Annotated in this window: 14 protein-coding genes; 7 read left to right on the forward strand and 7 right to left on the reverse strand. The window is 75.6% G+C overall.

Annotated features, from left to right (window positions below):
* Nucleotides 1–92 precede the first annotated feature (92 nt).
* A complete protein-coding gene (npdG, locus tag ACSUPT_RS07570) occupies nt 93–806 on the reverse strand; it encodes an NADPH-dependent F420 reductase (RefSeq protein WP_351967335.1) in 714 nt (237 codons plus the stop codon).
* A gap of 91 nt (nt 807–897) precedes the next feature.
* Here npdG and ACSUPT_RS07575 point away from each other — a divergent pair, with 91 nt between their 5' ends.
* Complete coding sequence (locus tag ACSUPT_RS07575; RefSeq protein WP_361660410.1) at nt 898–1,500, forward strand: hypothetical protein; 603 nt, start codon at nt 898–900, stop codon at nt 1,498–1,500.
* Nucleotides 1,501–1,545: 45 nt separating this feature from the next.
* Nucleotides 1,546–2,820 carry an MFS transporter gene (locus ACSUPT_RS07580; RefSeq protein ID WP_436943810.1) on the forward strand — a complete coding sequence of 425 codons (1,275 nt, stop codon included), beginning with the start codon at nt 1,546–1,548 and terminating at the stop codon, nt 2,818–2,820.
* A 69-nt stretch (nt 2,821–2,889) separates the two neighbouring features.
* Here the strand turns inward: ACSUPT_RS07580 and ACSUPT_RS07585 are convergent, their stop codons facing one another.
* Nucleotides 2,890–3,120 (reverse strand): hypothetical protein, encoded by a 231-nt coding sequence (locus tag ACSUPT_RS07585; protein WP_351967338.1) that lies wholly within the window; start codon nt 3,118–3,120, stop codon nt 2,890–2,892.
* A 56-nt stretch (nt 3,121–3,176) separates the two neighbouring features.
* Between ACSUPT_RS07585 and map the strand changes: the two genes are divergently transcribed.
* Nucleotides 3,177–4,034 (forward strand): type I methionyl aminopeptidase, encoded by an 858-nt coding sequence (gene map / locus ACSUPT_RS07590; RefSeq protein ID WP_399217254.1) that lies wholly within the window; start codon nt 3,177–3,179, stop codon nt 4,032–4,034.
* Nucleotides 4,035–4,115: 81 nt separating this feature from the next.
* The gene (locus tag ACSUPT_RS07595) at nt 4,116–4,787 is read left to right on the forward strand and encodes a heme oxygenase (biliverdin-producing) (RefSeq protein ID WP_365730123.1); all 672 of its coding nucleotides are present in this window, start codon (nt 4,116–4,118) and stop codon (nt 4,785–4,787) included.
* An 89-nt stretch (nt 4,788–4,876) separates the two neighbouring features.
* Here ACSUPT_RS07595 and ACSUPT_RS07600 read toward each other — a convergent pair whose 3' ends face one another.
* The gene (locus tag ACSUPT_RS07600; RefSeq protein WP_351967341.1) at nt 4,877–5,551 is read right to left on the reverse strand and encodes a PhzF family phenazine biosynthesis protein; all 675 of its coding nucleotides are present in this window, start codon (nt 5,549–5,551) and stop codon (nt 4,877–4,879) included.
* A gap of 141 nt (nt 5,552–5,692) precedes the next feature.
* Between ACSUPT_RS07600 and ACSUPT_RS07605 the strand changes: the two genes are divergently transcribed.
* Both ACSUPT_RS07605 and ACSUPT_RS07610 read left to right on the forward strand, forming a co-directional pair.
* A complete protein-coding gene (locus tag ACSUPT_RS07605; protein WP_436943812.1) occupies nt 5,693–6,655 on the forward strand; it encodes an FTR1 family protein in 963 nt (320 codons plus the stop codon).
* Nucleotides 6,636–7,526 (forward strand): hypothetical protein, encoded by an 891-nt coding sequence (locus ACSUPT_RS07610; protein ID WP_436946183.1) that lies wholly within the window; start codon nt 6,636–6,638, stop codon nt 7,524–7,526. Before ACSUPT_RS07605 ends, ACSUPT_RS07610 begins: the two co-directional genes overlap by 20 nt.
* Nucleotides 7,527–7,707: 181 nt before the next feature.
* Here the strand turns inward: ACSUPT_RS07610 and ACSUPT_RS07615 are convergent, their stop codons facing one another.
* Both ACSUPT_RS07615 and ACSUPT_RS07620 read right to left on the reverse strand, forming a co-directional pair.
* The gene (locus ACSUPT_RS07615) at nt 7,708–8,457 is read right to left on the reverse strand and encodes a bifunctional DNA primase/polymerase (protein WP_351967344.1); all 750 of its coding nucleotides are present in this window, start codon (nt 8,455–8,457) and stop codon (nt 7,708–7,710) included.
* A 225-nt stretch (nt 8,458–8,682) separates the two neighbouring features.
* Entirely contained in the window at nt 8,683–9,336 is a 654-nt protein-coding gene (locus tag ACSUPT_RS07620; protein ID WP_351967345.1) for a TetR/AcrR family transcriptional regulator, read from the reverse strand.
* A 175-nt stretch (nt 9,337–9,511) separates the two neighbouring features.
* Between ACSUPT_RS07620 and ddaH the strand changes: the two genes are divergently transcribed.
* Complete coding sequence (gene ddaH, locus ACSUPT_RS07625; RefSeq protein ID WP_436943814.1) at nt 9,512–10,348, forward strand: dimethylargininase; 837 nt, start codon at nt 9,512–9,514, stop codon at nt 10,346–10,348.
* A 68-nt stretch (nt 10,349–10,416) separates the two neighbouring features.
* Here the strand turns inward: ddaH and ACSUPT_RS07630 are convergent, their stop codons facing one another.
* Nucleotides 10,417–11,526, reverse strand: coding sequence for a small ribosomal subunit Rsm22 family protein (locus ACSUPT_RS07630; protein ID WP_436943816.1), 1,110 nt, complete (start codon nt 11,524–11,526; stop codon nt 10,417–10,419).
* Entirely contained in the window at nt 11,523–12,881 is a 1,359-nt protein-coding gene (locus ACSUPT_RS07635; RefSeq protein ID WP_436943818.1) for a Bcr/CflA family multidrug efflux MFS transporter, read from the reverse strand. The genes ACSUPT_RS07630 and ACSUPT_RS07635 overlap by 4 nt, the downstream gene beginning before the upstream one ends.
* Nucleotides 12,882–12,993: the final 112 nt, after the last annotated feature.

The following is a 12,993-nucleotide window of genomic DNA, read 5'->3' on the forward strand; positions in this document are numbered from 1 at the left end:
CCGCCCGGCCCGCCCGGCGGCCCCGCGCGCCCCGCCGCCCGGCCCCTGGCGGGGGTGCCGCGCCCGGTCCCTGGCGGCGGGGGCCGCGCCCGCTACCGCGGCTGCTCGACGTCGGTGAGGCGCAGCCCGGCGTGGGCCTTGTAGCGGCGGTTGACGGAGATCAGGTTGGCGACGAGCGCCTCCACCTGGTGGGCGTTCCGCAGCCGCCCGGCGAACACGCCCCGCATGCCGGGGATGCGCGCGGCGAGCGCCTGCACCAGGTCGGTGTCGGCGCGCTTGTCGCCGAGGACCATCACGTCCGTGTCGATCTCCTCGACGCCCTCGTCCTGGAGCAGCACCGCCGACAGGTGGTGGAACGCCGCGGTCACCCGCGACTCGGGAAGCAGCGCGGCGGCCTGCTGGGCGGCGCTGCCCTCCTCCGGCCGGATCGCGTACGCGCCCTGTTTGTCGAAGCCCAGCGGGTTGACGCAGTCCACGACGAGCTTGCCGCGCAGGTCGTCGCGGAGCGCGGTGAGCGTCGCCGCGTGGCCCTCCCACGGCACGGCGACGATCACGATGTCGCTGCGGCGGGCGCACTCGGCGTTGTCGGCGCCCTCGACGCCCAGCCCCAGCTCGGCGGCGGCCGCGCGGGCCCGGTCGGCGGCGCGCGAACCGATGATCACCTTCTGGCCGGCGCGGGCCAGCCGGTAGGCGAGGCCGCGGCCCTGGTCGCCGGTGCCGCCGAGGACGCCGACGACGAGGCCGGACACGTCAGGCAGGTCCCACGGGTCGCGGGCGGGCGGCTTCTTGGTCTCCGTCTCACTCATGGTGCCGACACTACGTGCCACCACCCCCGTACGGGTGATGGGGCGGTGAAGCGCCGCGCCGGGCCGCCCCGGCCGGGCAGGATGCGGCGCCATGGACGCCGTACGGGTCGCTCTGCTGCGTGAGGTGCTCGCCGGGACGGCGTGGCCCGCGGCGGCGCGGGGTTTCGCCGGTGCGCTGCGCTCGTCCGTCGTGCGGCACGGGGGCGGGCTGCTGCTGGTGGGCACCGCCGAGTACGAGCCGTGGCACCTGGCCGCGCACCTGGTGGACGAGGCGCGGTGGGCGGGGCTGCCGGAGCTGTCCCCGACCCTCGTGCGGCACCGGGTGCGGCCGGCCGACCCGGCGCACCTGGCGGTGGGGCTGGGGCGGCTGGAGGCGGCGGGGCGCGGGGCGACGCTGCTCGTGGTGGCGCCGGACCGGCCGGACGGGGGGCTGCTGGAGCGGGTCCACGGGGCGCGCAGGGCGGGCGCGACGGTGCTGTCGCTGGACGGCGGCGACCGGGAGGTGCACGCGCTGGCGCACGAGTCGCTGGCCGTGGACCCGGCGGGCGGCGACCCCGTCGACCTGGACACGGTGCAGCATCTGGTGAGCGCGGCGGCCGGGGAGAACGGCGTGCCGGGGCCGCGCGGGCGGTTCCGGGACCGGCTGTCGCGCCTCGCGGAGCTGCTGACGTCGCCGCCGCCCTACCCCTGGTGAAATCCGCTTGCCCGGGCCGGGGGCGGGCGCGCAGCATGGCGCCCCGTGACATCGAAGCTCGCCGCGGTCCTCCCCGACCTCGCCCCCTGGCGCTCCTCCCGTGACTTCCGCCTGCTGTGGACGCAGGGGCTGATCGCGTATTTCGGCAGCTTCACCGCGATGGTCGCGCTGCCCCTCCAGATCAAGGAGCTGACGGGTTCGCCGTTCGCCGTCGGAGCGATGGGCGCGGTCGAGCTGATCCCGCTGGTCGTGTTCGGGCTCTACGGGGGCGCGCTCGCGGACGCGGTGGACCGGCGGCGGGTGATCCTGGCCACGGAGGCGGGCATGGCGGTGCTCGCGGCGGTCCTGCTGGTGAACGCGCTGCTGCCGGAGCCGCTGCTGTGGCCGCTGTACGTGGTCGCGGCGGGGGTGTCCGCGATGGCGGGGCTGCAGCGGCCCGCGCTGGACTCGCTGCTGGCCCGGATCGTCCCGCACGACCAGCTGCCGGCGTCGGCCGCGCTGAACGCGCTGCGCTGGCAGGTGGGCGCCATCGCGGGTCCCGCGGTGGCCGGTCTGGTGGTGGCGTTCGCGGGGCACGGCACGGCGTACGCGACGACCGTCGGCTGCTTCGCCGTGTCGGTGCTGCTGTGCCTGCGGCTGTCCCCGGCCCCGCCCGCGAGCGGCGCCGACAAGCCGTCGCTGCGCGGCATCGCGGAGGGCGCGCGGTACGCCTGGTCGCGGCCGGTGCTGCTGGGCACCTACGCGGTGGACCTGGCGGCGATGCTGCTGGCGTACCCGCCGACGCTGTACCCGTTCCTGGCGGACGAGCTGGGCGCGCCGTGGGCGCTGGGGCTGATGTACGCGGCGGGGTCCGCGGGGTCGGTGGTGCTGAGCCTGACCAGCGGCTGGACGTCGCGGGTGCGGCGGCACGGGCTGATGGTGGTGGTCGGCGCGGCGGTGTGGGGGCTGGCCATCGCGGGGGCGGGCTGGTTCGACGACGTGTGGCCGGTGCTGGTGTGCCTGGCCGTCGCGGGCGCGGGCGACATGCTGAGCGGTCTGGGCCGCTCCACGATCTGGAACCAGACGATCCCGGACGAGCTGCGGGGCCGTCTGGCGGGGATCGAGGTCCTCTCCTACAGTGTGGGCCCGCAGCTGGGGCAGCTGCGGGCGGGCACGATGGCCGGCTGGACCGGCACGCGCGGCGCAATCTGGGGCGGCGGCGTCGCGTGCGTGGCGGCGGTGGCGCTGCTGGCGGCGGCGCTGCCGAAGCTGGTCCGCTACGACGCCGCCACCGACGAGGACGCCCTGCGGCGCCGCGAGGCGGCGGCGGCACGGGGCTGACCGGCGCCCCGCGGGGACGGGGCGGGGCCCGCCGGCCGCGGGGGGCGCGGCGGCGCGGGCCCGGGGCGGCTACGGTTCGCGGGGGCCGTCCTCCGGGGTGTCGTGCCAGCGGGGGTCGGTCTCCCAGTCGGTGTTGCGTTCGCGGGCCGTCTCCATCGCGCGGCCGGCCTCCTCGGGAGTCCGGTACGGGCCGAAGCGGTCCTTCGCCGGGCACTCGGGCCCCTCCTCCACCTTCTTGTGCTGGAGGCAGTAGTACCACTCGCCCGGTTTGCCCACCGCGCGCTTCTTGAACAGGGCCATGTCGCTCCTTCCTCTGACGCCATCGTGCCCCGCGCGGCCTGGTTAGACTCGCTGGCATGTCTGGCCAGTCGCTGCTCGTCCCCGGGGAGCTCTCCCCCACCCGTTCCGTCCCCGGCTCCATCCGGCGGCCCGAGTACGTCGGCAAGCCGGCGCCGAAGCCGTACGAGGGCCCCGAGGTCCAGGACTCCGACACGATCGAGCGGATGCGGATCGCGGGCCGCATCGCCGCGCGGGCGATGGAGGAGGCCGCCAGGCACATCGCGCCCGGTGTGACCACCGACGAGCTGGACCGGATCGCCCACGAGTACATGTGCGACCACGGCGCGTACCCGTCGACGCTCGGCTACCGCGGCTTCCCCAAGTCGCTGTGCGCGTCGATCAACGAGGTGATCTGCCACGGCATCCCCGACTCGACCGTCCTGAAGGACGGCGACATCGTGAACCTGGACGTCACGGCGTACATCCACGGCGTCCACGGCGACAACAACGCCACCTATCTGTGCGGCGACGTCGACGAGGAGTCGCGGCTGCTGGTGGAGCGGACCCGCGAGGCCCTGAACCGGGCGATCAAGGCGGTCAAGCCGGGCCGGCAGGTCAATGTGATCGGCCGGGTCATCGAGTCGTACGCCAAGCGCTTCGGCTACGGCGTCGTGCGGGACTTCACCGGCCACGGCATCAACTCGTCGTTCCACTCGGGTCTGATCATCCCGCACTACGACGCCCCGCACGCCACGACCGTGATGCGGCCGGGCATGACGTTCACGATCGAGCCGATGCTGACGCTGGGCACCCACGAGTACGACATGTGGGAGGACGGCTGGACGGTCGTGACCAAGGACCGCAAGCGGACCGCTCAGTTCGAGCACACGCTCGTGGTGACGGAGACCGGGGCCGAAATCCTCACCTTGCCCTGACCCGGCGAGGCGGTACGGTTTTACCGACAGGTCGTCGGGAAGCATCCGCTTCCCGCCCCATCGGTCCTCCGGAGGCCCGCCTTGGACGCCAGCGCCACCGCCACCGCCACCCCGTTCTCGACGCTCATCCGCACCGCCTCCCACGAGGCGCACACCGAGGCCGAGACGTCGACCTTCATGAGCGATCTGCTCGGGGGGCGCCTGGGTGTGGACGCCTTCACCCGGTACACCGAGCAGCTGTGGTTCGTGTACCGGGCGCTGGAGGACGCCGCCGGCGGGCTGGCGGACGACCCGGTCGCCGGGCCGTTCATACGGCCCGAGCTGTACCGCACGGCCGAGCTGGAGCGGGACCTCGCGCACCTCATGGGCGACGACTGGCCAGGCCGCGTCGCGCCGCTGCCGGCGACCGCCGCGTACGCCGCCCGCGTCGAGGAGTGCGCCCGCACCTGGCCCGCGGGGTACGTCGCCCACCACTACACGCGCTATCTCGGCGACCTCTCCGGCGGGCAGGTCATCCGCGACCGGGCCGAGCGCCAGTGGGGCTTCGCGCGCAAGGGCGACGGCGTCCGCTTCTACGTGTTCGACACGATCGGCAACCCGGCGGCGTTCAAGCGGGAGTACCGGGCGCTGCTGGACGCGGTGAACGCCGACGACCTGGAGCGGCAGCGGATCGTGGACGAGTGCAAGCGGGCCTTCGCGTTCAACACGGCCGTCTTCCGCGAGCTGGGCGAGGAGTACCCGCTCAGCGCGTGACGGCGCCGTACGCCGCCGGGCCCGGCCGGCCTCCGTACGCGCTCGGCGCGCGTGGCGCGGCGGGCCGGCCCCTACCGGGCGCGTGGCCGTCAGTACGTGTCCGGGCCCGCGCCCAGGCGGCGGACCCGGCCGCCCAGTTCGATCAGGCCGTCCGGTCCCGGGGCCGTCATGATCTGGGAGCCGCGGCCCTGCGCGATGTTCAGCGCCCGGCCCAGCTCCGCGGTCAGCAGGAGCGCCGCCGCGCCCGTCGCCTCGTCCTCGTCGATCCCGTCGCCCCGCCCCGGGAACGCCCGCGCGCGCACCCGCCCGGCCGCCTCGTCCTCCCACGCCCACGCGTACAGCCACTCCCCCGGCGGCGGCACGTCCAGCGCGTCCACCTCGGCGGCGGAGCCGTACCGGCGCAGGGTGCGCGGCGGCGCCCACTCGGCGCGCGCCTCGATCCAGGTGAACTCGCCGTCCTGGCGCACCCACACCTCGCCGACCGGCAGGTCCAGCACCTCCAGGTCGAGCAGCCAGGCCGCGCCGACGACCGGGTGCCCGGCGAACGGCAGGCGCGTGCCGGGCGTGTAGATGTCCAGAGCGCCGCGCTCGGGGTCGTCCACAAACACCGTCTCGCTGAACGCGAGTTCCTTGGCGAGGGCCTGCCGGGACGCCTCGTCGGGGCAGGCCCGGCCCTCGCGTACGACTCCCAGCCGGTTGCCGTGCCGCCCGTCGGGGCCGCAGAAGACGGCGAGGACGTCGATCGCAGTGTTCTCCCGGTTCACCGGGGCATTCAAGCACGGCACCGGGCCGCGGGGCGGCACCGCGCGCGTCACGGGCGGCCGGTACGGTGGCCGGGCCCTCAACGCCCGTGCCGGCGAGCGCGTCGCCGCGGGCGGTCCGCCCGACCGATCGAAAGGCTCCCCGTGCTCGCCTCCCATCTGACGGGTCTGCGCGGCGGCCTGGAGGCCGCCCTGCTGCTCGGACTGCTCGCCGTGTGGCTCGCCGGCGACGGCGCCTCCCCCGGCCGACGGGCTTCCGCTTCGCGGTACTTGTGGGCCGGGGCGGGCGCGGCGGTGCCGCCGGCGCTGGCCGCGGGGTGGCTGTTCACGTACGGGGAGCGGGAGTTGACGCCCGAGGCGGTGAGGGCCGTCGGGGGCGTGCTGTCGGTGGCGGCGGCCGGGTGTGTCACCTGGGCGGTGCTGCGGGGTCCGGGCGGCCGTCTCGCGGGCGTGACCGGCTTCCTGGTGGTGGCGCGGGAGGGCCTGGCGACGGGGCTGTTCCTGTGGGCCGCCGTGTGGGCGGCGCGGGAGGAGGCCGGTTCGGCGGGGCCGCTGGGCGTGTTCCTGCTGGGCCTGGCCGTGGCGGCGCTCGCCGGCTGGGCGGTCCACGCGGGCGTGCGGCGGCTGCCGGCGGCGCGGCGGCGCGTGTGGGCGGGCGGGGCCCTGGTCGTGGTCGCGGCGGGGGTGCTGGCGCGGGGCGTGCGCGACCTCCAGGACGGCGGCCCGCTGGGCGGGGTGCTCGCGGGGCCCGCGGTGGAGCTGGGCGGCGCGGTGGCGCCGGACCGGTGGCCGGGCGCGGTGCTGGAGGGCGTGTTCAACCTGCCGCCGGACCCGTCGGTGCTCCAGGTCACGGTGTGGGTGCTGTATCTGGTCCCGGCGCTCGTGCTCGCCCTGGCCCCGGTAGGGTTCGGTCGGTCAGTGCCGGTCGGGGTCGAGGAGCAGAAGAAAACCGATGCGAGGGCTGGTGAAGGGGCGGGGTCGGGCGCTGGTCCGCGGGGGCCCGAGGCCGCTGTCGGCGGTCGCGGTCGCGGTGGCGCTGACGCTGGCGGCGAGCGGCTGCGTGACGGTGCACGGCGAGACGGCGGTCGTGCCGACGGCGACGCGTGACGAGGCCGCGCGGGCGCTGAAGGACTTCACCGAGGCGTACAACGCCGCCGACAAGGCGTACGACCCGACACTGGACGCCCACCGCGTGACCGGCTCGCTCGGCGCGATCAACCAGGCCGGGCTGAAGGTCCGTTCGGTGACCCACCCGGACGGCAACCCGAAGCACCGGCCGCTGGAGCTGACCGACGTCCGCTACGTCATCCCCAAGAAGGCCGGCTGGCCGCGCTGGTTCGTCGCGGACACCGACTCCAACACGGACACCGACAGCGGCCCCGACGACAACCGCTGGCTGCTGCTGTTCGTCCGCGAGAGCCCCGACGCCCTGTGGGAGGCCGCGCACCTGGCGCTGCTCGCCCCCGGCGAGGTGCCGGAGTTCCGGACCGACGCGGAGGGCTGGGCCGAGCCCGCGCCGGCGGACGGCTCGTCCCTCGCCGCGGCGCCCCGCGACCTGAGCCGGGACTACGCCGCGTACCTGAAGTCGGGCGAGCCGAAGGTGTTCGCGGACGGCCCGCACACCTCGGGGCTGCGCGAGCAGCGCGCGAAGATCTCCAACCGGCCCGGTCTGGCGCTGCAGTTCGCCGACCAGGCGCTGGACACGGGCGCCTTCGCCCCGGTGGGCCTGGTCACCGGGGACGGCGGGGCGCTCGTGTTCTTCTCGAACCGGATCTACGAGCGGGCCACCACCGCCGACGGCTACCGGCCGCGCGTGACGGCCGACGAGAAGCCGCTGCTGACCGGCGAGGTGCGCAACACCGTCACCAAGGAGTGGGTGACGAGCCTGACCGCCCTGGTCAAGCCGGGCGGCGCCGACAAGGACCGGGTGACGATCCTCAACCGCTTCCAGGGCGTCACGGGCCTGAAGGGCTCCTGAGGGGCCCGGCGCGGGCAGGGGCGCGGGCGCCCGGTGCCGCGCGGACGGCGCTCGGTGCGGACGGCGCGGGGCCGCGCGGGCGTCGTCGGGCGGCGCGGGGGGACGTGGTGTCCGGCACCCGAGGCACCCGTGGGCGTCCGGCCTGCCGGCTCCCGGCTCAGCGGCTCAGCGGCTCAGCGGCTCAGCGGCTCAGCGGCCAGGCGACCGTGTGGTGGCCGTGCTCGTCGTCGTACTGCTCGGCGTGCCGGGCGCAGGCGTCCGTGAGCGCCTCCAGCAGGGTCAGCGGGTCGGGCAGCGGATGCTCGGGGCCCCGTACCCACTCCACCGCGTGGTCACCGGGGAGCCTCGCCGGGGGTACGAGGACATAGCTGCCCCGGCAGTGCCAGCGCAGGCCCGGGTGCTCGTCCATCGTCTCGGGGTGGCAGTCCAGCTCGCACGGCCACCACTCGTCCTCGTCCTCGGGCGTGCCGCGCGTGGCCGTGAAGAACAGCGCGCGGCCCCCGCCGAGCGCGTCTCCCGCCTCCGCCACGGGGCCCACCTCGACGCCCTCGGCGAGCAGGCGCTCCAACGCGGCGCGACCGGCCTCCAACGGAACGTCCAGGACGTCGTGGACCATGCCGGTCGCGGTGATGAAGTTGGCCTGCGGCTGGCTGCGCGCCCACCGCTCGATCTGCGCCGGGTCGGTGGCGCACTGCGTCTGCCAGGCGAAGGAGACGGGATGGCGGGCCGGGGTGGGGCAGCCGATGCGCTCGCACGAGCAGCGGTAGCCGACGGGATACGCGGCGGGGGCGAGCGGCAGTCCTGCGGCGGCGGTGGCCAGGAGCAGTTCCTCCCGGCTCGGGGTGTCGGCGGCGGATTTCCTCGGGCGGCGGCGCAGCCACTGCGCGAGTTTGCTCTCCGTGCCGCGGTAGCGGCCGATACCGTCGCCCATCTATCCCCTCACACCTGAATACGAGCCCCTGTGGTCCCTGCCATGGTCCCACCATCGCGGACCGCAGGTGACCGGACTCCTCAACCGGGGGACGGCCGCCGGAGCGGGAAGCGCCCCCGAGCCGTTCGGCTTGCCGGATTTCGTCCGGGTATGCCCGCTGTTCGGTTCGCGTTCACCGTGAGGAGGTCCACGCGCGACCCCCCGCGGCCCGGCGGAGTGCGGGGCTCAGCGGGGGCCGATGCCGCGGAGGACGTACTCGACCAGCTCGTCGGCGTAGGCGTGGGTGAGCGGGCGGGTGCGCAGCAGCCAGCGGTGGGTGAGCGGGCCGACGAGCAGTTCCACGGCGACGCGCGGGTCCACGCCGGTCCGCACCTGGCCGGCCTCGCGGGCGGCGGCGAGCCGGTCGACGTACAGCTGGAGCTGCGGTTCGAGAAGCCGCTCCACGAAGCGGGCGCCGAGCTCGGGGTCGACGACGCCCTCGGCGGTGAGGGCGCGGGTCGGCGCCTCGAAGCGGGGGTCGTTGAGCTCGTCCACGGTGGCCCGCAGGACGGTCCTGAGGTCGGCGGCGAGGTCGCCGGTGTCCGGCAGCCCGACGGGCGGCGGCGCGTCCTGCCCGGCCCGGCCCTCCTGCGCCTGCGCGGCGGCCTGCCCGGCGAGGTCCAGGTAGGCGTCGAGGAGCACGGCGGACTTGGAGGGCCACCAGCGGTAGATCGTCTGCTTGCCCACGCCCGCCCGGGACGCGATGCCCTCGACGGTCGTCCTGGCGTACCCGGCCTCCACGACCAGGGCGAGGGCGGCGTCGAAGATGGCGCGCCGCGAGCGCTCGCTGCGGCGCGTCGCGTCGGGCGTCCTGGGGGACGCCGCCTTGGGATCGGGCATGGCCGCAATGTACCAAGGGGGCGCCGGGCGGGCGGTCCGATACGTCTCGTCTCGGGTCCTGCCGGTGAACCTCCGGCCAACCACCCGTACGGTCCGATGCGCGAAGGGCGTGTCACGGCGCACCATGGCGGTGCACGCGAGCCCGCGTGCGCCGGTCGTTCGTGAGGAGCCTTCGTTGCCTCGTGACGCTTCACCCCGCCGCTACCTGATGTGCCCACCCACGCACTTCAGGGTGACCTACTCCATCAACCCGTGGATGGACCCGGCGAAACCGGTCGATCTCCCGCTCGCCCTCGCCCAGTGGGAGGACCTGAGGGACCGCTACCGCGCTCTCGGCCACACCGTCGAACTGCTGGAACCGCGCGCGGACCTGCCCGACATGGTGTTCGCGGCCAACGGCGCCACCGTGGTCGACGGCCGGGTGCTCGGCGCCCGCTTCCTGTACCCGGAGCGGGCGGCGGAGGCGGAGGCGCACCGCGCCTGGTTCCGCGCGCACGGCTACCGGGACGTCCACGAGCCCGAACACGTCAACGAGGGCGAGGGCGACTTCGCCGTGACGGCCTCGTACCTGCTGGCCGGCCGGGGCTTCCGCTCGACGTCCCTGGCGGGCGACGAGGCGCAGGAGTTCTTCGGGCGGCCGGTGATCGGCCTGGACCTGGTGGACCCCCGCTACTACCACCTCGACACGGCGCTGTGCGTCCTGGACGAGGCGGCCGACGAGGTCATGTACTACCCGGACGCGTTCTCGCCGGGCAGCCGGCGGGTGCTGGAGCGGCTGTTCCCGGACGCGCTGATCGCCGAGGAGGCGGACGCGGCGGCGCTGGGCCTGAACGCCGTGAGCGACGGACGGCACGTGCTGCTGCCGCAGGCCGCGGTGGGGCTGTTCGCCCCGCTGCGCGGGCGCGGGTTCGAGCCGATCGGCATGGACCTGGGCGAGCTGCTCAAGGGCGGCGGCAGCGTGAAGTGCTGCACGCAGGAGCTGCGGGGTACGCCGCCGGGCGCGGCGGACTGACGCCCGCCCGCCCGGTGGCGGGCGCGGGGCGGGCGGCCGGTGCGGCCGCCCGTCCCGCTTCCCGTCCGCTACGGGCGGTCCCAGGGGTCGCCCCACTCGGCGTCGCGGGCCTCCTTGTAGAGGCCGCCGTGGCGTTTGGTCACGGTGTCGCGGCGCAGCCCGTCGTCCTCGGCGCACAGGTCGAGCAGGACCTGGCCCTTGCGGATCTGCGGGCGGCGCACCACGCGCGCGGCGGCCGGCCGCGCCGGGAAGCGCACGGCGGCGACGTACGCGAACTTCTCGTCCTCGTACGCGAGGGAGCCGCCCTTCACCTGCCGGTGCAGCGAGGAGCGGCTGACCCGCGCGGAGAAGTGGCACCAGTCGCTGCCGGGCGCGATCGGGCAGGCGGCGCTGTGCGGGCACGGCGCGGCGATCCGCAGCCCGGCCCCGACGAGCAGGTCGCGGGCGGCGATGATCCGCTCGTACCCGTCGGGGGTGCCGGGCTCGACGACGACCACGGCCTGGGCGGCGCGGGCGGCCTCGGTGACGAGCGACGCCCGGTCGGCCTCGGTCAGTTCGTTCAGCACGTACGAGACGGTGACGAGGTCCACCGGGTCGAGCGTCAGGGCGCCGCCGATGCGGGCGCGCCGCCACTCGGCGGCGCGCAGCGCGGGCACGCCGGACGCGGTGGCCAGCTCGCGGCCGAGCGCGAGGGCGGGCTCGGCCCAGTCGAGGACGGTGGTGCGGGGGGCTCCGCCGCCGGTCGGGGTGCTGCCGCCGGTCGGGACGCCCTCGCCGGTCGGGGTGCCGCCGCCGGTCGGGGCGGCCTCGCCGGTCGGGGTGCCCTCGCCGGCACCCTCGCCGCCGTCCTCGTCCTCCCACGCCTCGGCGACCGCCCAGCTCGCGGCGCCCGTGCCGCCGCCGACGTCGGTGTGGGTGGCGGGCCGCCAGTCGGGCGCGGCGTCGCGCAGGGCGGCCAGCGCGGACCGTACCGCCTCGAAGGTGGCGGGCATCCGGTACGCGGCGTACGCGGCGACGTCGGCGCGGTCCCGCAGGACGGGCGCGTCGGTGGGGGTGGTGCCGCGGTAGCTGGCGATGAGCCGGTCGACGGCCTGCGCCGCCTTGGTGGGCGGCAGCCCGTCGAGCAGCCCGGCGAGGGCGGCGCGCAGGACGTCCGAGGTCGGGAGGGTGGCGTTCACCGACCCATGGTAGGCGGGGCTGCGGGGCTGCCGGTCCGCTGCCAGGGGCGGCACAGGCCGAGGAAGCAGCCGAGGGCGGCGAGCGCGCAGACGACCTGGACGACGGCCATCGGCACGGCCGTGTGCTCCCCGGCGATGCCGACGAGCGGGGAGGCGACCGCGCCGACGAGGAACGAGCAGGTGCCGAGCAGCGCGGAGGCGGAGCCCGCGGCGTGCGGGGTGCGCATCAGGGCCTGGGCGTTGGTGTTGGGCATGGCGAGGCCCATCGCCGACATCAGCACGAACAGGCCGGCGGCGATCGGCAGGAGGCCGACCTCGCCGAGGACGCCGCTGGTCATCACCAGCAGCGCGGCGGCGGCGAGGGTGATCACGACCAGGCCGGTGGCGAGGGCCTTGTCGAGGCTGACGCGCCCGACGAGGAGCTTGCCGTTGATCTGGCCGACGGCGACGAGGCCGATGGAGTTGATCCCGAAGAGGAGGCTGAAGGTCTGCGGCGACGCCCCGTAGATCTCCTGCACCACGAAGGGCGAGGCGCTGATGTACGCGAAGAGGGCGGCGAAGGCGAAGCCGCCGGAGAGCATGTAGCCGGTGAAGACGCGGTCGGCGAGCAGTCCGCGCATGGTGCGCAGGGCGGAGCCGACGCCGCCGTCGTGGCGGCGGGCGGGCGGCAGCGTCTCGTGCAGCCACTTCCACACGACGAGCGTGAGGAGCACGCCGACGACGGTGAGGACGTGGAAGACGCCCCGCCAGTCCGTGATCCGCAGGATCTGCCCGCCGATCAGCGGGGCGACGACCGGCGCGACGCCGGAGATCAGCATGAGGGTGGAGAAGAACCGGGCCATCTCCACGCCGTCGTACAGGTCGCGGACCACCGCGCGGGCGATGACGATGCCGGCGGCGCCCGCGAGGCCCTGGAGCAGCCGGAACGAGACGAGCAGCGCGACGTTGGGCGCGAGGGCGCAGGCGGCCGTGGCGAGGACGTACACGATCATGCCGACGAGCAGCGGGCGGCGGCGCCCCCACTTGTCGCTCATGGGGCCGACGACGAGCTGGCCGAGCGCCATGCCGGCGAGGCAGGCGGTGAGCGTGAGCTGCACCGTCGCGGCCGGGGAGCGCAGGGACTCGGTGACCTCCGGGAGGGCGGGGAGGTACATGTCCATGGAGAGCGGCGGCAGCGCGGTGAGCCCGCCGAGGACCAGGGTGACGAGCAGGCCCACGCGGCGCGCGGCGGCGGGCGGTGCCTTGGGTGGTGCGGCGCTGGGCGGCGCGGCGGCCGGGTGCGCGGTCTCGGTGCGGGGGGTGGGTATGGGTCCGCGGGTGGTCTGCCCCTGGCTGGTCGGGCCGCTCTCCGGCATGTCGTCTCCTGTCCTGAGTGGCGCCCCCTATGGTCGCAGCTCCACGGCAATGGTTTAAACCTCAATAGAACGGTCGGGGGCGGCCGGGGCGGGCGCGGCGCGGTTGCCGGCC

Source organism: Streptomyces sp. SudanB25_2051 (assembly GCF_964272635.1).
Taxonomy (GTDB): Bacteria; Actinomycetota; Actinomycetes; order Streptomycetales; family Streptomycetaceae; genus Streptomyces.